This is a genomic window from Enterobacter ludwigii (genome assembly GCA_023023105.1).
GTDB classification, from domain to species: Bacteria; Pseudomonadota; Gammaproteobacteria; order Enterobacterales; family Enterobacteriaceae; genus Enterobacter; species Enterobacter adelaidei.
Genome location: CP083824.1, coordinates 4,453,669 through 4,475,718, shown reverse-complemented (window position 1 = coordinate 4,475,718; position 22,050 = coordinate 4,453,669). Strand labels below are relative to the sequence as shown.

Genomic DNA, 22,050 nt, shown 5'->3' with positions numbered 1-22,050 from the left:
CCTTCACTTCGCCATGAACATTTTGCGCTTGAGGAATATACAGTAACCGCCAATTATGGATGTGTAAACATCTGGACGTCTAAATACCGAAAATTGACAAGGGGCATGACATGACAATCCGCAATCACACTCTCGGTTTCCCTCGCGTTGGCCTGCGTCGCGAGCTGAAAAAAGCGCAAGAAAGCTACTGGGCGGGTAGTACCACCCGTGAAGAACTGCTGGCCGTTGGACGCGAACTGCGTGCGCGTCACTGGGATCAGCAAAAACAGGCGGGCATTGACCTGCTGCCGGTGGGCGATTTTGCCTGGTACGACCATGTTCTGACGACAAGCCTGCTGCTTGGCAATGTGCCGGCTCGTCATCAGAACAAAGATGGATCGGTAGATATCGACACCCTGTTCCGCATCGGCCGTGGTCGCGCGCCAACAGGTGAGCCAGCGGCAGCGGCTGAAATGACCAAGTGGTTTAATACCAACTATCACTACATGGTGCCGGAGTTCGTTAAAGGTCAGCAGTTCAAACTGACCTGGACGCAATTACTGGATGAGGTGGACGAAGCGCTGGCGCTGGGCCACCAGGTGAAGCCTGTGCTGCTGGGGCCGGTTACTTACCTGTGGCTTGGCAAAGTGAAGGGTGAGCAGTTTGATCGCCTCAGCCTGCTGAACGACATTCTTCCGGTCTACAAACAGGTGCTGATTGAGCTGGGCAAACGCGGTATCCAGTGGGTGCAAATCGACGAACCTGCTCTGGTGCTCGAGTTGCCGCAGGAATGGCTAGATGCCTTCAAACCGGCGTATGACGCACTTGCCGGACAGGTGAAGTTGCTGCTGACTACCTATTTCGAAGGCGTGACGCCAAACCTGAAGACCATCACCGCGCTGCCAGTGCAGGGTCTGCACGTTGACTTTGTACACGGTAAAGATGATGTCGCGGAGCTGCACAAACGCCTGCCTGCGGACTGGCTGCTCTCGGCCGGTGTGGTGAATGGCCGTAACGTCTGGCGTGCCGATCTCACTGAGAAATACGCTCAGGTTAAGGACATCGTCGGCAAACGTGAGTTGTGGGTGGCATCGTCTTGTTCACTGTTGCATAGCCCAATCGATCTCAGTGCTGAAACCCGTCTGGACGCAGAAGTGAAGAGCTGGTTTGCCTTTGCCTTGCAGAAATGTGAGGAGCTGACGCTGCTGCGTGATGCATTGAACACGGGTGACACGGCAGCGATTACCGAATGGAGCGCACCGATCCAGGCCCGCCGCGACTCGGCTCGCGTAAACAACCCGGCAGTCGAAAAACGTCTGGCAGCCATCACGGCTCAGGACAGTCAGCGCCAGAGCGCCTATGAAGTGCGCGCTGAAGCACAGCGCGCCCGCTTTAATCTGCCTGCGTGGCCAACCACGACGATCGGTTCTTTCCCGCAGACTACCGAGATCCGCGGCCTGCGTCTGGACTTCAAAAAGGGCAATCTGGATGCGAATCATTACCGCACCGGTATCGCTGAACACATTAAACAGGCGATTATCGAGCAGGAACGTTTAGGTCTGGATGTTCTGGTGCACGGTGAAGCCGAGCGTAACGACATGGTGGAATACTTTGGTGAACACCTGGACGGTTTCGTGTTTACCCAAAATGGCTGGGTGCAGAGTTACGGTTCCCGCTGCGTGAAGCCGCCGGTGGTGATTGGTGATATCAGCCGTCCAGAAGCGATTACCGTTGAATGGGCGAAGTATGCCCAGTCTCTGACAGATAAACCGGTGAAAGGAATGCTCACGGGTCCGGTAACGATTCTCTGCTGGTCCTTCCCGCGTGAAGACGTGAGCCGCGAAACCATCGCCAAACAGATCGCGCTGGCACTGCGTGATGAAGTGGCGGATCTGGAAGCCGCAGGCATTGGCATTATTCAGATCGACGAACCGGCGCTGCGCGAAGGTCTGCCGCTGCGTCGTAGCGACTGGGATGCCTACCTGAAATGGGGCGTGGAGGCTTTCCGCATCAACGCCGCGGTCGCGAAGGACGACACCCAGATCCACACCCACATGTGTTACTGCGAATTTAACGACATCATGGATTCGATAGCCGCGCTGGATGCCGATGTGATCACCATCGAGACATCGCGTTCAGACATGGAACTGCTGGAGTCATTTGAAGAGTTCGACTACCCGAACGAAATAGGACCGGGGGTGTACGACATTCACTCTCCGAACGTGCCGAGTGTGGAGTGGATCGAAGCTCTACTGAAAAAAGCGGCCCAGCGCATTCCGGCAGAGCGTCTGTGGGTGAACCCGGACTGCGGACTGAAAACCCGCGGCTGGCCGGAAACCCGCGCTGCACTGGCGAACATGGTGCAGGCGGCGCAGAATTTGCGTCAGGCGTAATAAGTTGTAGGCCCGGTAAGGCGTCATCGCCGCCGGGCTTTTTGCTTTTACCCTTTTTTACCGCCGTACTGGCTGAACCACGCCAGCATTCGCTGCCATCCGTCTTTTGCAGATTCCTCGTGATAACTCGGACGATAGTCGGCATTAAATGCATGCCCGGCATCCGGGTATACCACGATCTCCGCCTTCGCATTTGCCGCGCGGAGCGCATGGCGCATGGTTTCTACCGAATCCAGTGAAATACCGGTGTCCTGACCGCCGTAAAGCCCTAACACGGGGGCATTCAACTCGGTGGCGATATCAACCGGATGTTTCGGTGAATTCAGCGTTTTTTCACCCACCAGTTTGCCGTACCAGGCGACAGCGGCTTTGAGCTGCGGGTTATGGGCGGCATACAGCCAGCTGATACGCCCTCCCCAGCAGAAACCCGTCACCATCAGACGATGTGCATCACCACCGTTACGTGCTGCCCAACTGGCAACGTGGTCGAGATCGGCCATGACCTGCGCATCCGGGACTTTGCTGACCAGGTTGCTGAGTAATGTTGGAATATCGCTGTAGTCGTTCGGATCGCCCTGACGGAAGTAGAGCTCTGGCGCAACGGCCAGATACCCTTCCAGCGCCAGCCGGCGGCAGAGGTCGCGGATATGTTCGTGAACACCAAAAATTTCCTGAACCACAATGACGATGGGCAGCGGACCCTCTGCCGATTTTGGCCGCGCGTGGTAAGCCGGCATATTATCCCCCTGCGAGGGGATGGAGGTCTCACCCGCCGTTATGGCCTCTTTGGGCGTTGAAACGATGGTTGAAGCATGCGGGGCTGCAGCAGGTGCAAAACCGATTTTTTCAGTCATGGCATTCTCCGTACCAATGAGTTAGCGCAAAGGTAAATATAGACACCAGGTTAACAACCCACAGTGCCTTAAACGGTCTATCTTTTGTGCAGCACACCACGATATAACTTGTTAATGTGATGTAAATCACTTTTTCATGGAAATTTACTGCAATCATTTTCACTCATGGTGAAGTGCATCACGAAATTATGCGTATTGCTTCTGTAAAGTACCATTTTACTTCTTCTGACTAACCGACCCACAGAGGAGTCACCTATGTCTAAGTCTGATGTTTTTCATCTCGGCCTCACCAAAAACGATTTACAAGGGGCTACGCTCGCTATCGTCCCGGGTGATCCTGAGCGTGTGGAAAAGATCGCCGCGCTGATGGATAAGCCGGTTAAGCTGGCAGCCCATCGTGAATTCACCACCTGGCGTGCAGAGCTGGATGGCAAAGCCGTGATCGTGTGTTCTACCGGTATCGGTGGCCCGTCGACCTCCATTGCTGTTGAAGAGCTGGCGCAACTGGGCATTCGTACTTTCCTGCGTATCGGTACCACCGGCGCTATTCAGCCGCATATCAATGTCGGTGACGTGCTGGTCACCACCGCATCTGTGCGTCTGGACGGGGCAAGCCTGCACTTCGCGCCAATGGAATTCCCGGCAGTGGCAGACTTCGAATGTACCACTGCGCTGGTTGAAGCGGCGAAATCTGTGGGCGCGACCACGCACGTGGGTGTAACTGCCTCTTCCGATACCTTCTACCCAGGCCAGGAGCGCTATGACACCTTCTCTGGTCGCGTGGTGAGCCGTTTCAAAGGTTCTATGGAAGAGTGGCAGTCCATGGGCGTAATGAACTACGAAATGGAGTCTGCGACGCTGCTGACCATGTGCGCAAGCCAGGGTCTGCGTGCCGGTATGGTGGCGGGCGTTATCGTCAACCGTACCCAGCAGGAGATCCCGAACGCCGAAACCATGAAGCAGACCGAAAGTCATGCCGTGAAAATCGTGGTGGAAGCGGCGCGTCGCCTGATCTAGTCCTCTCTTCTGCATGCAATAAAAGGCCGACACGTTCGGCCTTTATTTTTTGCGTAGCACCTCGCAGGAAAACCCTTTCAAACTGGACGTTTATACAGCACAATTCTATTTTGTGCGGGTAATACGTTGATGCAGGGGGCATTGTGGATATCTCGATCCTGATTTACGCGGTGATTGCGCTGGTGGGCTTAGGGATTGGCTGGCTCATTTCCAGCTACCAGCATGCACAGCAGAAGGCCGATCAGCTGGCCGAGCGAGAAGAGATGGTCGCCGATTTAAGCGCGGCAAAACAACAGCTTGCTCTGAGCGGGCACTGGCGCGATGAGTGCGAGTTGCTCAACAACGAACTACGCAACCTGCGGGATATCAACACCTCGCTGGAAGCTGATCTCCGCGAAGTGACCACCCGTCTTGAATCCACCCAACTGCATGCGGAAGACAAAATCCGCCAGATGATCAACAGCGAGCAACGCCTCAGCGAACAGTTTGAAAACCTCGCCAACCGCATTTTCGAACACAGCAACCGCCGCGTTGATGAACAGAATCGCCAGAGCCTGAACAGCCTTCTGACGCCTCTGCGTGAACAGCTGGACGGTTTTCGTCGTCAGGTGCAAGACAGTTTTGGTCAGGAGGCTCGCGAGCGGCACACGCTGGCGCATGAGATTCGCAATCTTCAGCAACTGAATGCACAGATGGCGCAGGAGGCGGTCAACCTGACTCGCGCGCTGAAAGGGGATAACAAAACCCAGGGAAACTGGGGGGAAGTGGTCCTGACCCGCGTGCTCGAGGCCTCAGGCCTGCGTGAAGGTTATGAGTATGAGACTCAGGTCAGCATCGAAAATGATGCTCGCTCGCGCATGCAGCCCGATGTCATAGTGCGTCTGCCTCAGGGCAAAGACGTTGTCATCGACGCCAAAATGACGCTGGTGGCATATGAGCGCTACTTTAATGCGGAAGATGATTACACCCGAGAGTCGGCATTGCAGGAGCATATTGCTTCCGTGCGTGACCATATCCGTCTGCTCGGCAGAAAAGACTACCAGCAACTGCCGGGCCTGCGCTCACTGGATTACGTGCTGATGTTCATTCCGGTTGAACCGGCCTTCCTGCTGGCACTCGACAGGCAGCCTGAACTGATCACCGAAGCGCTGAAAAATAACATTATGCTGGTCAGCCCGACCACGTTGCTGGTGGCCTTGCGAACCATTGCGAACCTGTGGCGCTATGAACACCAGAGCCGCAATGCGCAACAGATTGCCGATCGAGCCAGCAAGCTGTACGACAAAATGCGTCTGTTCGTGGACGATATGTCCTCGGTCGGGCAAAGCCTTGACCGCGCGCAGGATAACTACCGTCAGGCAATGAAAAAACTCTCCTCCGGACGTGGCAACTTACTGGCACAAGCTGAGGCATTCCGTAGTCTGGGCGTCGAAGTAAAACGCGAGATTAATCCGGAACTGGTTGAACAGGCCACGTCGCAGGACGAGGAGTTCCGCCTGCGTGAAGGCAGTGCTGAACAAAAGACAAACAGTGAAGACAACGATCTAGCAGCGGAATTATCGCCAGATGAGCAGCCGACGCGTTTGTTTCGCGGTGGTTGAATCGTAGGGCAAACGCGTCCAATCTGGTACACTTCACAAACATTTTACTGATAAGCAGGCTCTGAGATGGTTGACGATTCACAAGACACGACGCACTTTGGTTTTCAGACTGTTGCCAAAGCGCAGAAAGCTGACATGGTGGCCCACGTATTTCACTCTGTGGCGGCGAAGTACGATGTGATGAATGACTTGATGTCATTCGGTATTCATCGCTTGTGGAAGCGCTTCACCATCGACTGCAGCGGTGTGCGTCGTGGACAAACGGTGCTTGATTTAGCTGGCGGCACGGGCGATTTAACCGCGAAATTCTCTCGCCTGGTAGGCGAAACTGGCCGTGTCGTTCTGGCAGATATTAATGATTCAATGCTGAAAATGGGACGCGAAAAGCTGCGTAACATCGGCGTGGTGGGGAATGTGGAATATGTGCAGGCGAACGCCGAAGCGCTGCCATTCCCGGACAACACTTTTGACTGCATTACCATCTCCTTCGGTCTGCGTAACGTCACTGATAAAGAGAAAGCGCTGCGTTCTATGTACCGCGTGCTGAAGCCGGGTGGACGTCTGCTGGTGCTTGAGTTCTCTAAACCGATTATTGAACCACTGAGCAAAGCTTACGACGCTTATTCATTCCACGTACTCCCTCGCATTGGTGAGCTGGTGGCAAACGACGCGGAAAGCTACCGTTATCTGGCTGAATCTATTCGTATGCACCCGGATCAGGACACATTAAAAGCCATGATGCAGGATGCGGAATTTGAGAATGTTGAATATTTCAACCTGACGGCGGGTGTCGTCGCGCTGCATCGCGGTTACAAATTCTGAGTGGAGGTGTCTTGTGCCCTTTAAACCCCTGGTCACTGCTGGCATCGAGAATGTACTGAATGCCTTTCTGTATCGCGCCCCGGCGCTGAAAGCTGCACGTCAGCGGCTTAACGGGAAGGTATTACGCATTGTTTTAAAAGAGTTCTCGACGCCGCTGGTGCTGGTTTTCAGCGAACGCCAGCTTGACGTTCTGGGTGAGTGGGAGGGTGAAGCCGACTGCTCTGTTATCACGCACATGAGCGTGTTGCCAAAATTACACGACCGCCAGCAATTAACTGCACTGATCCGCAGCGGTGAGCTGGAAGTGGAAGGCGACATTCAGGTTGTACAGAATTTCGTTGCGCTCAGTGACCTTGCCGAGTTCGACCCCGCAGAGCTGCTTTCACCTTTTGTTGGTGACATTGCCGCCGAAGGGATCGGTAAAGCTATTCATGGTGGGGCGGCATTTTTGCGTAAAAACCTGCAACGGCAACAACGCTATGCGGCGGAAGTGCTGACGGAAGAGTGGCGTATGGCCCCTGGACCACTGGAAGTGGCGTGGTTTGCGGAAGAGACCGCTGCTGTTGAACGTGCGGTTGATGCGTTAACCAAACGGCTGGAAAAACTGGAGGGCAAATGACGCCTGGTGAAATTCGGCGCCTCTATTTCATTATTCGCATCTTTTTGAGCTACGGGCTCGACGAGCTTATCCCCAAAATGCGTATCACGCTGCCGCTTCGTATCTGGCGGCGGATGCTGTTCTGGATGCCTAATCGACATAAGGGACAGCCGCTGGGTGAACGTCTGCGTCTGGCGCTGCAGGAGCTCGGTCCGGTCTGGATTAAATTCGGTCAGATGCTTTCGACTCGCCGCGATCTCTTCCCGCCTCTGATTGCGGATGAGCTGGCGATGCTGCAGGATCGCGTTGCACCGTTTGACGGCGCACGCGCGAAAAAGCAGATCGAAGAGGCGATGGGCAACATTCCCGTCGAAACCTGGTTTGACGATTTCGACATCCAGCCTCTGGCGTCGGCCTCTATCGCACAAGTCCACACAGCACGTCTGAAAGAAAACGGTAAAGAAGTTGTCATTAAGGTTATTCGCCCGGACATCCTGCCGATCATCAAAGCGGACATGAAGCTGATTTACCGGTTGGCCCGTTGGGTGCCCCGTTTGCTGCCTGATGGACGTCGTCTGCGCCCGATGGAAGTGGTGCGGGAATATGAAAAAACTCTGATTGATGAGCTTAATCTGCTGCGTGAATCGGCAAACGCCATTCAGCTGCGTCGCAACTTTGAAAACAGCCCGATGCTCTACGTACCCGAAGTCTATTCTGACTACTGTAGCCAGAATATGATGGTGATGGAGCGTATTTACGGTATTCCCGTCTCGGATGTGACGGCCCTGGAGAAACAGGGAACGAACATGAAGTTGCTGGCCGAACGTGGCGTACAGGTCTTCTTTACCCAGGTGTTCCGCGATAGCTTCTTCCATGCGGACATGCACCCGGGCAATATCTTCGTGAGCTACGAACATCCTGAGAATCCGAAGTATATCGGTATCGACTGTGGGATTGTGGGGTCGTTGAACAAAGAAGATAAACGCTATCTTGCTGAGAATTTCATCGCTTTCTTCAACCGCGACTACCGTAAGGTGGCCGAGCTGCACGTCGATTCCGGATGGGTCCCGCCGGATACCAACGTCGAAGAGTTTGAGTTTGCCATTCGAACCGTCTGCGAACCGATTTTTGAAAAACCGCTGGCGGAAATTTCCTTCGGGCATGTGCTGTTAAACCTGTTCAACACGGCTCGCCGTTTTAATATGGAAGTTCAGCCACAGCTAGTTTTACTTCAGAAAACATTACTTTACGTTGAGGGTGTAGGCCGACAGCTCTATCCTCAGTTAGACTTGTGGAAGACTGCGAAACCTTTCCTTGAATCCTGGATTAAAGATCAGGTTGGCATTCCGGCACTGGTGCGTTCACTGAAAGAGAAAGGCCCGTTCTGGATCGAAAAAATGCCTGAAATTCCTGAACTGGTTTACGACAGTTTGCGTCAGAGCAAGAACCTTCAGCACAGCATGGATAAAATCGCCCGCGAACTTCAGTCCAGCCGTGCTCGTCAGGGTCAGTCACGCTATCTTTTTGGGATTGGAGCAACGCTGCTGCTAAGTGGTACGCTGCTTCTGATCAACCGTCCGGACTGGCAGATGATGCCCGCCTGGTTGATGGCTGGTGGCGTGGTTGTCTGGCTCGTTGGCTGGAGAAAGACGCGCTGATTTTGCGTCGCTATCGACAGGTTGCATACGTATAATACGACCTGACTAATTAATCATCTATCCCTGAGGAACTTGTATGGGTGGTATCAGTATCTGGCAATTGTTGATCATTGCCGTCATCGTCGTGCTGCTGTTCGGCACCAAAAAGCTCGGTTCTATCGGTTCCGATCTGGGCGCGTCTATCAAAGGCTTCAAGAAAGCGATGAGCGATGATGAGAGCAAGCAGGATAAAACCAGCCAGGACGCTGACTTTACTGCTAAATCCATCTCCGACAAGCAAGACGAAACCAAAAAGGAAGACGCTAAACGCCACGATAAAGAGCAGGTGTAAGTCGTGTTCGACATTGGTTTTAGTGAGCTGCTGCTGGTCTTTGTGATTGGCCTGATCGTTTTGGGGCCGCAGCGTCTGCCGGTGGCGGTGAAAACTGTTGCGGGCTGGGTTCGTGCGCTGAGATCGCTTGCATCGACCGTTCAGAATGAGCTGGCACAGGAACTTAAGTTGCAGGAGTTTCAGGAAAGCCTGAAAAAGGTAGAGAAGGCGAGCATGGATAACCTGACGCCGGAACTGAAAGCCTCAATGGATGAGCTGCGCGAAGCGGCGGAATCAATGAAGCGCTCCTATAGCATTAACGATCCTGAAAAAGCGAGTGATGAAGCGAACACCATCCATAACCCGGTGGTGAAGGGCAGCGAGGAGCAGCGCGAGGGCGTAACGCCTGCTAGCGCTGAACATCAGGCTGTAGCGCCTGAACAAACGCCGCAGGAACCTGAACCGAAAAAACAGGCGCAGCCGGAAGAGCCAGCGGTAAAAGCGGCTGAAGTTAAGCCCGCCGCGCCTGTTTCCGAATCATCCCCATCGTCGAGTGATAAAGCGTAAACATGGCAGTAGATGATACTCAACCGCTTATTACGCACCTTATAGAGCTGCGTAAGCGACTGTTAAACTGCATTATTGCAGTTTTACTCATATTCCTGTGTCTGGTCTACTTCGCCAATGACATCTATCAAGTGGTCTCTGCGCCGCTGATCAAGCAGATGCCGCTGGGGGCAACGATGATTGCAACAGATGTTGCATCACCGTTTTTCACCCCTATTAAGCTTACTTTCTGGGTATCGTTGATTGCGTCTGCGCCGATCATTCTTTACCAGGTGTGGGCATTTGTGGCGCCGGCACTGTACAAACACGAACGCAAGCTGGTGATCCCGCTGCTGGTATCCAGCTCGCTGCTGTTCTATATCGGCATGGCGTTTGCCTATTTCGTTGTCTTCCCGCTGGCCTTTGGCTTCCTGACGCATACCGCGCCGGAAGGTGTCCAGGTGTCGACGGATATCGCTAGCTACCTCAGCTTTGTGATGGCACTGTTTATGGCCTTTGGCGTGGCATTCGAAGTGCCGGTGGCCATTGTGTTGCTTTGCTGGGTAGGGGTGACTACCCCTGATGATCTGCGTAAGAAGCGTCCGTATATCCTGGTCGGTGCATTTGTGGTTGGCATGCTGCTGACACCGCCGGATGTGTTCTCCCAGACGCTGCTGGCCATACCGATGTATTGCCTGTTCGAGGTCGGTGTCTTCTTCTCGCGTTTCTACGTGGGTAAAGGACGTCGAACAGATGACGAAGACGATACGTCAGACAAGACCACTGAAGAGTAAAATCAACCGCCCGTCAGGGCGGTTGTTATATGGAGATTCGCATGTTTGATATTGGACTCAACCTGACCAGCTCGCAGTTTGCGAAAGATCGTGATGAGGTCGTTGCACGTGCGTTTGCTGCCGGAGTGAAAGGACTGTTGCTGACAGGAACCAACCTGCATGAAAGCGAGCAGGCGCAGCTGTTGGCGCAACGCTACGAGCGCTGCTGGTCGACCGCTGGTGTACATCCTCATGACAGCAGCCAGTGGACTGCGGAAAGTGGCGATACCCTGTACAGGCTGGCGAAGATGCCAGAAGTGGTGGCGATCGGCGAATGCGGTCTCGATTTCAACCGTAACTTTTCCACGCCTGAAGAGCAGGAAAAAGCGTTCACGGCACAACTTGCGCTGGCAGCTGAGCTTGGAATGCCGGTGTTTTTGCACTGCCGCGACGCGCATGAGCGTTTTCTTGCCCTTCTGAACCCGTGGCTGGATAAAATACCCGGTGCGGTGCTGCACTGCTTTACCGGTTCGCGACAGGAGGCTTTGGATTGCCTGGAACGTGGGCTCTTTCTGGGGATCACTGGCTGGGTTTGTGATGAGCGCCGCGGGCTTGAGCTTCGCGAGCTGTTGCCGGTAATCCCGGCTGATCGTTTGCTCCTGGAAACGGATGCGCCTTATCTGCTGCCGAGAGACATGAAACCCAAACCGACGTCGCGGCGAAATGAACCTGCACATCTTGGGCACATCGTTGAGAACGTGGCGAAACGGCGCGGAGAAGATCCCCACTGGCTTTCCGCGCAGACGGATGACAACGTGCGTCACCTGTTTGGGATCGATTTTTAAACTTTGCGGAAGTCGGTGTTTTTAACGCTTTGCAGAACCTGTTTGTTCAGCAGGTTGAGCAACAGCATGGAGCGTGCTTCGCCGTCCGGTTCAGCGAAAATCGCCTGCAACCCTTCGAAAGCACCTTCCGTGATGACGACGCAGTCCCCTGAGTAAGGTGTTTCCGGGTCGGTGATACCTTCGGGTTGTTGATAAACCGATAGTTGATGGATCACCGTTGACGGAACCATTGCCGGGCTGGTACCAAAGCGCACAAAGTGGCTGACACCGCGTGTGGCGCTGATGGTGGTGGTGTGGATGACTTCCGGGTCGAACTCCACGAAGAGGTAGTTCGGGAACAACGGCTCACTGACGGTTGTGCGCTTCCCGCGCTGCATTTTTTCAAGCGTGATCACGGGTGTCAGGCAATTTACAGACTGACGTTCAAGATGTTCCTGCGCGCGCTGAAGCTGCCCGCGTTTGCAATAAAGTAAATACCAGGCCTGCATAATCACTCTTTCCCTTAGTTCGGGGCGCAAGCATATCAAAACCCTGGCGGGATCGCTAAGTTGATTATAATGGGGGAAAATGGAACAGAACGCATAAGTTCACGCTAATTTAACAAAATTACAGCATCAAGCAGGCTTACGCCGTATAATGAAGCGCTTACAGAGAGGCCATGACTAACTGCATGAAATACCACGATCTCCGCGACTTCCTGACGCTGCTGGAAAAGCAGGGCGAACTCAAACGCATTACACTTCCTGTTGATCCTTATCTGGAGATGACAGAAATTGCTGACCGCACCCTGCGTGCCGGTGGCCCCGCATTACTGTTTGAAAATCCGAAAGGGTACGCCATGCCGGTGTTGTGCAACCTGTTTGGTACTCCACGTCGTGTTGCATTGGGGATGGGGCAGGAAGACGTTACGGCGCTGCGTGAAGTGGGTAAACTGCTGGCGTTTCTGAAAGAGCCAGAGCCGCCGAAAGGCTTCCGCGATCTGTTCGACAAATTGCCACAGTTTAAGCAAGTATTGAACATGCCAACTAAACGCCTGCGCGGCGCGCCGTGCCAGCAGAAAGTGCTGGAAGGCGATGCGGTTGATCTGACCAAAATCCCTATTATGCAGTGCTGGCCTGAGGATGCTGCTCCGCTGATCACCTGGGGGTTGACGGTTACGCGCGGCCCTCACAAAGAGCGGCAAAATCTCGGTATTTACCGTCAGCAATTAATTGGCAAGAATAAACTCATCATGCGCTGGCTGTCGCATCGCGGCGGCGCGCTGGATTTCCAGGAGTGGTGTGCTGAGCATCCGGGTGAACGTTTCCCTGTCTCTGTCGCGTTAGGTGCCGATCCGGCCACCATTCTGGGTGCGGTGACCCCCGTGCCGGATACACTCTCTGAATACGCGTTTGCAGGCCTGCTGCGCGGAACCAAAACCGAAGTCGTGAAGTGTATTTCTAACGATCTCGAAGTTCCGGCCAGTGCGGAAATTGTGCTGGAAGGTTACATTGAGCAGGGTGAAATGGCGCCAGAAGGCCCTTACGGCGACCATACCGGCTATTACAACGAAGTGGATAACTTCCCGGTGTTTACCGTTACGCACATTACACAGCGTGAAGATGCGATCTATCACTCCACCTATACCGGACGTCCACCGGACGAACCGGCGGTACTGGGAGTGGCGCTGAATGAAGTGTTTGTGCCGATCCTGCAAAAGCAGTTCCCGGAAATTGTTGATTTTTATCTGCCGCCTGAAGGATGCTCATATCGCATGGCGGTGGTCACGATGAAGAAACAGTATCCTGGTCACGCGAAACGCGTGATGATGGGCGTATGGTCTTTCCTGCGCCAGTTTATGTATACCAAGTTTGTTATTGTCTGCGATGATGATGTTAACGCCCGCGACTGGAATGACGTAATCTGGGCCATTACCACGCGAATGGACCCGGCGCGCGATACGGTGTTAGTCGAAAACACGCCGATAGATTACCTGGATTTTGCCTCGCCGGTTTCCGGTCTTGGCTCAAAAATGGGACTGGATGCCACCAATAAATGGCCTGGCGAAACCGATCGTGAATGGGGTCGCCCGATCAAAAAAGATCCTGCAGTGACCGCGCGAATTGACGCGATCTGGGACGAGCTGGCCATAATGAATAACGGTAAACCCTGAGCTTGACCGTTAAGCCCTATAGACTTCCCGACAGAGAGAGCGAATGACAACCTTAAGCTGTAAAGTGACCTCGGTAGATGCCATCACCGACACCGTATATCGCGTCCGTTTAGTGCCAGAAGCGCCATTCTCTTTCCGCGCGGGTCAGTACCTGATGGTCGTGATGGATGAGCGTGATAAGCGTCCTTTCTCTATGGCCTCAACGCCAGCGGAGCAGGAATTTATTGAGCTTCATATTGGTGCGTCAGAGCTTAACCTGTATGCGATGGCCGTCATGGACCGCATTCTTAAAGAGCGTGAGATTGTGGTCGACATTCCTCATGGTGATGCATGGCTGCGCGATGACGAAGACCGTCCGCTGATCCTGATCGCGGGCGGTACGGGCTTCTCTTATGTGCGCTCTATTCTGCTGACCGCACTGGCGCGTAACCCGGACCGTGACATCACCATTTACTGGGGTGGCCGTGAAGAGAAACATCTCTATGACCTGTCTGAACTGGAAGCGCTGAGCGTAACCCATCCTAACCTGCGCATAGAGCCGGTGGTTGAGCAGCCGGAAGAAGGCTGGCGTGGACGCAGCGGTACGGTACTGACGGCGGTGCTACAGGATCATGGCACACTGGCAGGGCACGATATCTATATCGCTGGCCGTTTTGAGATGGCGAAAATTGCCCGTGACTTGTTCTGTAACGAACGTGATGCGCGTGAAGACCGTCTCTTCGGCGATGCTTTTGCCTTCATCTAAATAAAAAACCCGCCCCTGACAGGCGGGAAGAACGGCAACTAAACTGTCTCTCTTCGCCAATGACGCCATAACTGCGTTGGCTGCGCTCGTTCACCCGAATCACTTACTTGAGTAAGCTCATCGGGATTCGCTCGCTTGCCGCCTTGTTCTGACGGCATTGGCTTTGAGATACTTTTCCTGATTTACACTCTCTCAAACACCGTCGCGATACCCTGACCCAGCCCGATACACATCGTTGCCAGGCCAAACTGGGCATCTTTGCGCTCCATCAGGTTAATCAGCGTGGTGCTGATACGCGCGCCGGAGCAGCCCAGCGGATGGCCGAGGGCGATCGCGCCGCCGTTGAGGTTAATCTTCTCGTCGATCTGATCCATGAGTCCCAGATCTTTAATGCACGGCAGGATCTGCGCGGCGAAGGCTTCGTTCATTTCGAACAGGTCAATGTCGCTGGCGGTTAATCCCGCTTTTTTCAGCGCCAGCTTTGAGGCCGGAACCGGGCCGTAGCCCATGATTGAAGGATCGCAGCCCACGACCGCCATCGAACGTACCCGGGCGCGAGGGGTTAAGCCCAGCTCGCGGGCGCGGCTTTCGCTCATCACCAGCATCGCGGCGGCACCGTCGGACAGTGCGGACGAAGTACCTGCCGTTACCGTACCTGTGACCGGATCAAATGCCGGACGCAGCGTGGAAAGGGCTTCGACCGTGGTTTCCGGGCGGATCACTTCGTCGTAGCTGAACTGCTTCAGAACGCCGTCTGCATCATGACCACCGGTTGGGATGATCTCATTCTTAAACGCACCGGACTGTGTCGCCGCCCATGCGCGAGCGTGAGAGCGTGCGGCAAAAGCATCCTGCATTTCACGGCTGATGCCATGCAGACGAGAGAGCATCTCAGCGGTCAGGCCCATCATCCCTGCCGCTTTTGCCACGTTGCGGCTCATACCTGGGTGGAAATCGACCCCGTGGCTCATCGGCACGTGACCCATGTGCTCCACGCCGCCGACCAGGCAGGCCTGAGCATCGCCGGTCATGATCATACGTGCTGCATCATGTAACGCCTGCATTGACGAACCGCAAAGACGGTTGACGGTGACGGCCGGAACCGAATGTGGGATCTCCGCCAGCAGCGAGGCGTTGCGGGCGATGTTGAAGCCCTGCTCCAGGGTCTGCTGCACGCAGCCCCAGTAGATATCGTCGAGCGCGGTTGGGTCCAGCGCCGGGTTACGCGCCAGCAGGCTACGCATCAGGTGCGCAGAGAGGTCTTCCGCACGCACGTTACGGAATGCACCGCCTTTTGAACGGCCCATCGGGGTGCGAATCGCATCAACAATGACAACCTTTTCCATTGTGACTCCTTAAGCCGTTTTCAGCTCGCCAACCGGACGGGCTGGCTCAACTGCTGGATAGTAGGGTTCGTTATGGCGCGCTTTGTTACGCAGCCCTTCCGGCACCTCATAAAGCGGGCCGAGGTGCTGATATTGCTGAGCCATATCGAGATAGCGGGCGCTGCCGAGCGTGTCCAGCCAGCGGAACGCGCCGCCGTGGAACGGAGGGAAGCCCAGGCCGTACACCAGCGCCATGTCTGCTTCTGCCGGGCTGGCGATGATGCCTTCTTCCAGGCAACGCACCACTTCGTTGATCATCGGTATCATCATTCGGGCGATGATCTCGTCGTCGGTGAAGTCACGCTTTGGCTGACTCACTTCTGCCAGCAGGCTGTCCACTGCGGCGTCTTCTTCTTTCTTCGGTTTGCCTTTGCTGTCTTCTTTATAGCGCCAGAAGCCCAGACCGTTTTTCTGACCGAAGCGATTAGCGTCGAACAGCGCGTCAATGGCATCGCGATAATCTTTCTGCATGCGCTGCGGGAAGCCTGCCGCCATGACTGCCTGAGCGTGATGCGCGGTATCAATGCCGACTACATCCAGCAGATACGCCGGGCCCATCGGCCAGCCGAACTGTTTTTCCATCACTTTGTCGATTTTGCGGAAGTCGGCACCGTCGCGCAGCAACTGGCTGAAACCGGCGAAGTAAGGGAACAGGACGCGGTTAACGAAGAAGCCCGGGCAGTCGTTAACGACGATTGGCGTTTTGCCCATCTTGCTTGCCCATGCCACCACTTTGGCGATGGTGTCGTCTGAGGTTTTTTCCCCACGGATCACTTCGACAAGCGGCATCCGGTGTACCGGGTTGAAGAAGTGCATCCCGCAGAAGTTTTCCGGACGCTTCAGCACGCTCGCCAGTTCGCTAATCGGAATGGTGGAGGTGTTAGAGGCCAGGACGGTATCCGGACGAACCTTTTCTTCGGTTTCCGCGAGCACTGCTTTTTTAACTTTCGGGTTCTCAACGACGGCTTCGACTACCACGTCAACACGGTCGAAGCCGGTATATTCCAGCACAGGCTGAATGGTGGAGATCACGCCCGCGAGCTTCAGCCCGTCAATTTTTCCGCGTTCCAGCTGTTTATTCAGCAGCTTGGCCGCTTCGGTCATGCCCAGCGTCAGGGATTTCTCGCTGATGTCCTTCATCACCACCGGTACGCCTTTCCAGGCTGACTGATAAGCGATGCCGCCACCCATAATACCGGCACCGAGTACCGCTGCATGTTTCGGTGTCTCAACGTTTTTGGTCAGCTGTTTCGCTTTACCTTTCACGAACTGATCGTTGAGGAAGATGCCAACCAGCGCGCGGGCTTCATTGGTGTGCGCCAGCGGGACAAAGCTCTGGTTTTCCAGTTTCAGGGCTTCGTCGCGGCCAAAGCGGGCCGCCGCTTCAATGGTTTTCACCGCGGTGATGGGGGCCGGGTAGTGCTTACCCGCCGTCTGCATCACCATGCCTTTGGCAATGGTGAAGCTCATAGCGGCTTCAATCTTGCTGAGCTTTAACGGCTCCAGCTTCGGCTGGCGTTTGGCTTTCCAGTCGAGATCGCCGTTAATCGCCTGACGCAGAATGGCGAGTGCGCCTTCAACAAGCTTCTCAGGTTTCACAACGCCGTCGACCAGACCGATTTTCTGCGCCTGTTCTGCGCCAACATCTTTACCTGCCGCAATGATCTCAAGTGCACTGTCGGCACCCAGCATGCGCGGCATACGCACGGAACCACCAAAGCCCGGCATGATACCCAGCTTGGTTTCCGGGAGGCCAATGCGCAGATCCGGCGTCGCCAGACGGTAATCAGTGGCTAATACGCATTCGCAGCCACCGCCCAGCGCGTAGCCATTAACGGCGGAAATGGTCGGGACAGGAAGGTCTTCCAGACGATTAAAGACGCTGTTAGCAAAGTGCAGCCACTGGCTCAGCTGTTCCTCCGGGACCAGGAACAGAGAAAGGAATTCGGTGATATCGGCACCGACAATAAAGGCCGCTTTGTTCGAACGCAGCAGCAGCCCTTTTAATTCAGGTTGTTTTTCAAGTGCATCCAGCGCCTGGCCAAGACTGGCCACCGTCGCGGTATCAAGCTTATTCACTGAGCCGGGGGCATCGAACACCAGTTCGGCAATGCCATCTTCCAGCCAGTTGAGGTACAGGGTGTCGCCTTTGTAGAGCATGTCAGTCTCCTGAATCCAGCAATTGGATCTGGTCATACCAGATGAATCGGAGTGTGGAATTTATGTTAATAAAATGCAAATCACTCATTAAGAAATTGCTGCATTGATCACGGTCGGTGTAAATCACGCAGCCGGAGTGAGGTGTGCTAAGATGCGATGACTTGAGGTCAATAAAACGAAAGGAAGAATGATGGACTCACTGGCTTCGCTTTATAAAAATCATATCGTTACCCTACAAGAACGTACCCGCGATGTACTGGCCCGCTTTAAGCTGGATGCGCTGTTAATCCACTCTGGCGAGCTTTTGAATACTTTTCTGGATGACCATGCTTATCCGTTCAAGGTCAACCCACAGTTTAAGGCCTGGGTGCCGGTAACCCAGGTTCCAAATTGCTGGCTGCTGGTGGATGGCGTGAATAAGCCAAAATTGTGGTTCTATCTGCCTGTCGATTATTGGCACAACGTGGAACCGCTGCCGACCAGCTTCTGGACGGAAGAAGTGGATATCATTGCATTACCAAAAGCTGACGGCATTGGCAGCCAGTTGCCTGCTGCGCGCGGCAATATCGCCTATATTGGCCCTGTTCCGGAGCGTGCATTGGGCCTGGATATTCCGGCTGACAAGCTTAACCCGAAAGGGGTGCTGGATTACCTGCATTACTATCGCGCATATAAAACCGACTACGAACTTTACTGCATGCGTGAAGCGCAAAAAACGGCGGTGAACGGCCACCGCGCCGCGCATGAAGCATTCCAGTCTGGCATGAGCGAGTTCGATATCAACCAGGCCTACCTGACCGCGACCGGGCACCGTGATACGGACGTGCCGTACAGCAATATCGTCGCGCTGAATGAACACGCTTCCGTGTTGCACTACACCAAACTCGATCACCATGTGCCGTCGGAGATGCGCAGCTTCCTGCTGGATGCGGGTGCGGAGTACAACGGTTATGCGGCTGACCTGACCCGTACATGGGCGGCAAACGCGGATACTGACTTTGCGCATCTGATCAAAGACGTCAATGACGAACAGCTGGCCCTTATCAGTACCATGAAAGCGGGAACCAGTTACGTGGATTACCATATCCAGTTCCATCAGCGCATCGCGAAGCTGTTGCGTAAGCACCAGATTGTGAAAGACATGAGCGAAGAGGCGATGGTCGAGAACGATCTGACCGGGCCATTCATGCCGCACGGGATCGGTCACCCGTTGGGTCTGCAGGTTCACGATGTTGCAGGTTTTATGCAGGATGATACCGGTACGCACCTGGCGGCACCGTCTAAATATCCTTACCTGCGCTGCACCCGCATTCTTGAACCACGCATGGTGCTGACGATTGAACCGGGGATCTACTTTATCGAATCGCTGTTAGCACCCTGGCGTGAAGGTCAGTTCAGCAAACACTTCAACTGGGAAAAAATTGAAGCGCTGAAACCGTTTGGTGGCATTCGTATTGAAGATAACGTGGTCGTTCACGAAAACGGTATCGAGAATATGACGCGAGATCTGAAGCTGGCCTGATGGAAAGCTGGCTGATACCGGCTGAACCGGTCACCTTTGTTGAGGAAATCAAGAAAAGCCGCTTTATTACGCTGCTGGCACATACCGATGGCGTAGAGGCGGCAAAGGCGTTTGTTGAATCTGTTCGGGCGGAGCATCCTGACGCACGTCACCACTGTGTGGCGTGGGTCGCGGGGCCTCCAGACGATTCGCAGCAGTTGGGCTTTTCCGACGACGGTGAACCGGCTGGCACAGCCGGAAAACCCATGCTTTCGCAGCTGATGGGCAGCGGTGTGGGTGAAATTACCGCCGTGGTGGTGCGCTACTACGGCGGGATCCTGTTAGGCACGGGTGGGCTGGTTAAAGCGTATGGCGGCGGAGTTCAGCAGGCACTGAATTTGCTGATAACTACCCGCAAAACACCACTCACAGAATATACTTTACTGTGCGATTACGGACAGTTATCCGGTATCGAAGCGTTGCTGAAGCAGTTTAACGGCGTCATCGCGCACAGTGAATATCAGGCAATGGTGCAATTACGCGTGGCGCTTCCTCAGGCGGAACTGGCTGCTTTTTCAGCAAAACTGGCTGATTTTAGTCGTGGTTCGTTGCAATTGCTGCCGATTGAAGAATAATCCCCACCTCACTTTTTTGAATACCAAAGGAAGCGGCAGAGATGCATTTTCGTGCCATAACCCGAATCGTTGGACTGCTGGTCATACTCTTTTCCGGGACGATGATTCTCCCTGGGCTGGTGGCGCTTATCTACCGGGACGGCGCGGGGCGGGCATTTACCCAGACTTTCTTTGTTGCGCTGGCGATCGGCTCTCTGTTGTGGTGGCCTAACCGTCGTCAGAAGGTCGAGCTGAAATCACGCGAAGGATTTTTGATTGTCGTCTTGTTCTGGACGGTGCTGGGAAGCGTCGGTTCTCTGCCCTTTATCTTCTCCGAACAACCGAATCTGAGCATCACGGACGCATTTTTTGAATCGTTCTCTGGTTTAACAACAACCGGAGCGACGACGCTGGTGGGACTGGATTCGTTACCGCACGCGATTCTCTTTTATCGCCAGATGCTGCAATGGTTCGGTGGTATGGGGATCATCGTCCTGGCCGTGGCTATCCTGCCTATTCTGGGCGTCGGTGGGATGCAGCTCTATCGTGCCGAAATGCCCGGGCCGCTGAAAGATAACAAGATGCGCCCGCGTATTGCCGAGACGGCGAAAACGCTGTGGCTTATTTATGTCTTGCTGACGGTCGCCTGTGCGCTGGCGCTATGGTTCGCCGGTATGCCGGCATTCGATGCTATCGGACACAGTTTTGCGACGATTGCTATCGGCGGGTTCTCCACCCACGATGCCAGCGTGGGCTACTTTGACAGCCCTACGATTAACACCATTATTGCTATTTTCCTGCTGATTTCCGGCTGTAACTACGGTTTGCACTTCTCTTTACTCAGCGGGCGCAGCCTGAAAGTGTACTGGCGTGACCCCGAGTTCCGCATGTTCATTGGCGTTCAGCTTACGCTGGTTATCATCTGTACCCTGGTATTGTGGTTCCATGATGTTTATAACTCCGCGTTGACCACGTTAAACCAGGCGTTCTTCCAGGTGGTGTCGATGGCGACGACCGCCGGGTTTACCACGGATAGTATTGCGCGCTGGCCGTTATTCCTGCCGGTGTTACTGTTATGCTCCGCCTTTATTGGCGGCTGCGCGGGATCCACGGGCGGTGGCCTGAAGGTGATTCGTATTCTGCTGCTGTTCAAGCAGGGCAACCGTGAGCTGAAGCGTCTGGTCCACCCGAACGCGGTCTACAGTATCAAACTGGGAAACCGGGCACTGCCGGAACGTATCCTCGAAGCGGTGTGGGGTTTCTTCTCGGCGTATGCGCTGGTCTTTATCGTCAGTATGCTGGCGATCATCGCGACGGGGGTGGATGATTTCTCTGCTTTTGCATCCGTCGTAGCAACATTAAATAACCTTGGGCCAGGCCTGGGGGTTGTGGCGGATAACTTTGCCAGCATGAACCCGGTCGCGAAATGGATCCTCATCGCCAATATGCTGTTTGGTCGTCTTGAGGTCTTTACGCTGCTGGTGCTGTTCACCCCAACGTTCTGGCGCGAGTAAGGAGCCGTTGATGAAAACACTGATTCTTTTCTCTACCCGAGATGGACAAACGCGTGAGATTGCCGCGTATCTGGCGTCGGAATTAAAAGAGCTGGGAATTTACTCTGATGTGGTGAACCTGAATCGTGTCGGACAGATTACCTGGCAGGATTACGATCGCGTGGTGATTGGCGCGTCAATTCGTTACGGTCATTTTCATCCGGCACTTGATCGCTTCGTGAAAAAGCACACCGCGGTGCTCAACAAATTGCCTGGCGCGTTCTACTCGGTCAATCTGGTTGCTCGTAAAGCAGAGAAGCGTACGCCGCAGACCAACAGCTACACGCGCAAGTTCTTGCTGAACTCTCCATGGCAGCCAGACCTTTGTGCCGTCTTTGCTGGTGCGCTGCGTTATCCTCGCTATCGCTGGTATGACCGCTTCATGATCCGCCTGATTATGAAGATGACGGGGGGCGAAACCGATACGCGTAAAGAAGTGGTTTATACCGACTGGTCGCAGGTGGCCAGTTTTGCGCGGGAAATCGCGCATTTATCGGGCGATTCGCGGGTTAAATAAGCGTTGAGTCTGAAAAGTGAGCGAACG

The 22,050-nt window shown here is 54.5% G+C and carries 20 protein-coding genes; 16 read left to right on the top strand and 4 right to left on the bottom strand.

What is annotated here, in order from left to right; all coding sequences use genetic code 11:
- The first annotated feature begins 110 nt into the window (after positions 1 to 110).
- Positions 111 to 2,372, top strand: a complete 2,262-nt coding sequence (metE, locus tag LCD46_21695; protein UOY70596.1) for a 5-methyltetrahydropteroyltriglutamate--homocysteine S-methyltransferase — start codon at positions 111 to 113, stop codon at positions 2,370 to 2,372.
- 47 nt (positions 2,373 to 2,419) lie between these two features.
- On the opposite strand, the gene LCD46_21690 is transcribed toward metE, so the two are convergent.
- Positions 2,420 to 3,226 carry a dienelactone hydrolase family protein gene (locus LCD46_21690; protein UOY70595.1) on the bottom strand — a complete coding sequence of 269 codons (807 nt, stop codon included), beginning with the start codon at positions 3,224 to 3,226 and terminating at the stop codon, positions 2,420 to 2,422.
- A gap of 255 nt (positions 3,227 to 3,481) precedes the next feature.
- Here LCD46_21690 and udp point away from each other — a divergent pair, with 255 nt between their 5' ends.
- From udp to tatD, 9 genes are all read left to right on the top strand, one after another.
- Positions 3,482 to 4,243, top strand: coding sequence for a uridine phosphorylase (gene udp, locus LCD46_21685; GenBank protein UOY70594.1), 762 nt, complete (start codon positions 3,482 to 3,484; stop codon positions 4,241 to 4,243).
- A 143-nt stretch (positions 4,244 to 4,386) separates the two neighbouring features.
- Positions 4,387 to 5,844, top strand: coding sequence for a DNA recombination protein RmuC (gene rmuC / locus LCD46_21680; GenBank protein ID UOY70593.1), 1,458 nt, complete (start codon positions 4,387 to 4,389; stop codon positions 5,842 to 5,844).
- Between the two features lie 66 nt (positions 5,845 to 5,910).
- Complete coding sequence (gene ubiE / locus LCD46_21675; protein UOY70592.1) at positions 5,911 to 6,666, top strand: bifunctional demethylmenaquinone methyltransferase/2-methoxy-6-polyprenyl-1,4-benzoquinol methylase UbiE; 756 nt, start codon at positions 5,911 to 5,913, stop codon at positions 6,664 to 6,666.
- A 13-nt stretch (positions 6,667 to 6,679) separates the two neighbouring features.
- Positions 6,680 to 7,285: a ubiquinone biosynthesis protein UbiJ gene (ubiJ, locus tag LCD46_21670; GenBank protein UOY70591.1), complete on the top strand. Its 606-nt coding sequence runs from the start codon at positions 6,680 to 6,682 to the stop codon at positions 7,283 to 7,285.
- Positions 7,282 to 8,922, top strand: coding sequence for a ubiquinone biosynthesis regulatory protein kinase UbiB (ubiB, locus tag LCD46_21665; GenBank protein ID UOY70590.1), 1,641 nt, complete (start codon positions 7,282 to 7,284; stop codon positions 8,920 to 8,922). Before ubiJ ends, ubiB begins: the two co-directional genes overlap by 4 nt.
- 76 nt (positions 8,923 to 8,998) lie before the next feature.
- Positions 8,999 to 9,253 (top strand): Sec-independent protein translocase subunit TatA, encoded by a 255-nt coding sequence (gene tatA / locus LCD46_21660; protein UOY70589.1) that lies wholly within the window; start codon positions 8,999 to 9,001, stop codon positions 9,251 to 9,253.
- A gap of 3 nt (positions 9,254 to 9,256) precedes the next feature.
- Positions 9,257 to 9,799, top strand: a complete 543-nt coding sequence (gene tatB / locus LCD46_21655) for a Sec-independent protein translocase protein TatB (protein UOY70588.1) — start codon at positions 9,257 to 9,259, stop codon at positions 9,797 to 9,799.
- A 2-nt stretch (positions 9,800 to 9,801) separates the two neighbouring features.
- Positions 9,802 to 10,572, top strand: coding sequence for a Sec-independent protein translocase subunit TatC (gene tatC, locus LCD46_21650; GenBank protein UOY70587.1), 771 nt, complete (start codon positions 9,802 to 9,804; stop codon positions 10,570 to 10,572).
- A 41-nt stretch (positions 10,573 to 10,613) separates the two neighbouring features.
- Positions 10,614 to 11,396, top strand: a complete 783-nt coding sequence (gene tatD, locus LCD46_21645) for a 3'-5' ssDNA/RNA exonuclease TatD (GenBank protein UOY70586.1) — start codon at positions 10,614 to 10,616, stop codon at positions 11,394 to 11,396.
- Here the strand turns inward: tatD and rfaH are convergent.
- Positions 11,393 to 11,884, bottom strand: coding sequence for a transcription/translation regulatory transformer protein RfaH (gene rfaH, locus LCD46_21640; protein UOY70585.1), 492 nt, complete (start codon positions 11,882 to 11,884; stop codon positions 11,393 to 11,395). The two genes, tatD and rfaH, sit on opposite strands and share 4 nt — an antisense overlap.
- Before the next feature lie 170 nt (positions 11,885 to 12,054).
- On the opposite strand from rfaH, the gene ubiD reads away from it, so the two are divergent.
- Positions 12,055 to 13,548, top strand: a complete 1,494-nt coding sequence (gene ubiD, locus LCD46_21635; GenBank protein UOY70584.1) for a 4-hydroxy-3-polyprenylbenzoate decarboxylase — start codon at positions 12,055 to 12,057, stop codon at positions 13,546 to 13,548.
- Positions 13,549 to 13,591: 43 nt separating this feature from the next.
- Positions 13,592 to 14,293 (top strand): NAD(P)H-flavin reductase, encoded by a 702-nt coding sequence (gene fre, locus LCD46_21630; protein UOY70583.1) that lies wholly within the window; start codon positions 13,592 to 13,594, stop codon positions 14,291 to 14,293.
- Positions 14,294 to 14,475: 182 nt separating this feature from the next.
- Here the strand turns inward: fre and fadA are convergent, their stop codons facing one another.
- Together fadA and fadB are read right to left on the bottom strand one after the other, a co-directional pair.
- A complete protein-coding gene (gene fadA, locus LCD46_21625; protein ID UOY70582.1) occupies positions 14,476 to 15,639 on the bottom strand; it encodes an acetyl-CoA C-acyltransferase FadA in 1,164 nt (387 codons plus the stop codon).
- Between the two features lie 9 nt (positions 15,640 to 15,648).
- Positions 15,649 to 17,838, bottom strand: coding sequence for a fatty acid oxidation complex subunit alpha FadB (gene fadB / locus LCD46_21620; protein ID UOY70581.1), 2,190 nt, complete (start codon positions 17,836 to 17,838; stop codon positions 15,649 to 15,651).
- 190 nt (positions 17,839 to 18,028) lie between these two features.
- Here fadB and pepQ point away from each other — a divergent pair, with 190 nt between their 5' ends.
- Genes pepQ through hemG form a run of 4 tightly spaced genes read left to right on the top strand, consistent with a single transcriptional unit; the run spans position 18,029 to position 22,023 of the window.
- Positions 18,029 to 19,360, top strand: a complete 1,332-nt coding sequence (gene pepQ / locus LCD46_21615; protein ID UOY73028.1) for a Xaa-Pro dipeptidase — start codon at positions 18,029 to 18,031, stop codon at positions 19,358 to 19,360.
- The gene (locus tag LCD46_21610) at positions 19,360 to 19,974 is read left to right on the top strand and encodes an IMPACT family protein (protein ID UOY70580.1); all 615 of its coding nucleotides are present in this window, start codon (positions 19,360 to 19,362) and stop codon (positions 19,972 to 19,974) included. Before pepQ ends, LCD46_21610 begins: the two co-directional genes overlap by 1 nt.
- A gap of 41 nt (positions 19,975 to 20,015) precedes the next feature.
- Positions 20,016 to 21,467 carry a Trk system potassium transporter TrkH gene (gene trkH / locus LCD46_21605; protein UOY70579.1) on the top strand — a complete coding sequence of 484 codons (1,452 nt, stop codon included), beginning with the start codon at positions 20,016 to 20,018 and terminating at the stop codon, positions 21,465 to 21,467.
- Between the two features lie 10 nt (positions 21,468 to 21,477).
- On the top strand, positions 21,478 to 22,023 hold the full coding sequence (hemG, locus tag LCD46_21600) for a menaquinone-dependent protoporphyrinogen IX dehydrogenase (protein UOY70578.1): 546 nt from the start codon (positions 21,478 to 21,480) through the stop codon (positions 22,021 to 22,023).
- Positions 22,024 to 22,050: the final 27 nt, after the last annotated feature.

Coding starts and splice junctions, on each gene's coding strand:
- metE (UOY70596.1), top strand. CDS start 111: ATGACAATCCGCAATCACACTCTCGGTTTCCCTCGCGTTGGCCTGCGT.
- LCD46_21690 (UOY70595.1), bottom strand. CDS start 3,226: ATGACTGAAAAAATCGGTTTTGCACCTGCTGCAGCCCCGCATGCTTCA.
- udp (UOY70594.1), top strand. CDS start 3,482: ATGTCTAAGTCTGATGTTTTTCATCTCGGCCTCACCAAAAACGATTTA.
- ubiE (UOY70592.1), top strand. CDS start 5,911: ATGGTTGACGATTCACAAGACACGACGCACTTTGGTTTTCAGACTGTT.
- ubiB (UOY70590.1), top strand. CDS start 7,282: ATGACGCCTGGTGAAATTCGGCGCCTCTATTTCATTATTCGCATCTTT.
- tatA (UOY70589.1), top strand. CDS start 8,999: ATGGGTGGTATCAGTATCTGGCAATTGTTGATCATTGCCGTCATCGTC.
- tatC (UOY70587.1), top strand. CDS start 9,802: ATGGCAGTAGATGATACTCAACCGCTTATTACGCACCTTATAGAGCTG.
- tatD (UOY70586.1), top strand. CDS start 10,614: ATGTTTGATATTGGACTCAACCTGACCAGCTCGCAGTTTGCGAAAGAT.
- rfaH (UOY70585.1), bottom strand. CDS start 11,884: ATGCAGGCCTGGTATTTACTTTATTGCAAACGCGGGCAGCTTCAGCGC.
- ubiD (UOY70584.1), top strand. CDS start 12,055: ATGACTAACTGCATGAAATACCACGATCTCCGCGACTTCCTGACGCTG.
- fre (UOY70583.1), top strand. CDS start 13,592: ATGACAACCTTAAGCTGTAAAGTGACCTCGGTAGATGCCATCACCGAC.
- fadA (UOY70582.1), bottom strand. CDS start 15,639: ATGGAAAAGGTTGTCATTGTTGATGCGATTCGCACCCCGATGGGCCGT.
- fadB (UOY70581.1), bottom strand. CDS start 17,838: ATGCTCTACAAAGGCGACACCCTGTACCTCAACTGGCTGGAAGATGGC.
- pepQ (UOY73028.1), top strand. CDS start 18,029: ATGGACTCACTGGCTTCGCTTTATAAAAATCATATCGTTACCCTACAA.
- LCD46_21610 (UOY70580.1), top strand. CDS start 19,360: ATGGAAAGCTGGCTGATACCGGCTGAACCGGTCACCTTTGTTGAGGAA.
- trkH (UOY70579.1), top strand. CDS start 20,016: ATGCATTTTCGTGCCATAACCCGAATCGTTGGACTGCTGGTCATACTC.
- hemG (UOY70578.1), top strand. CDS start 21,478: ATGAAAACACTGATTCTTTTCTCTACCCGAGATGGACAAACGCGTGAG.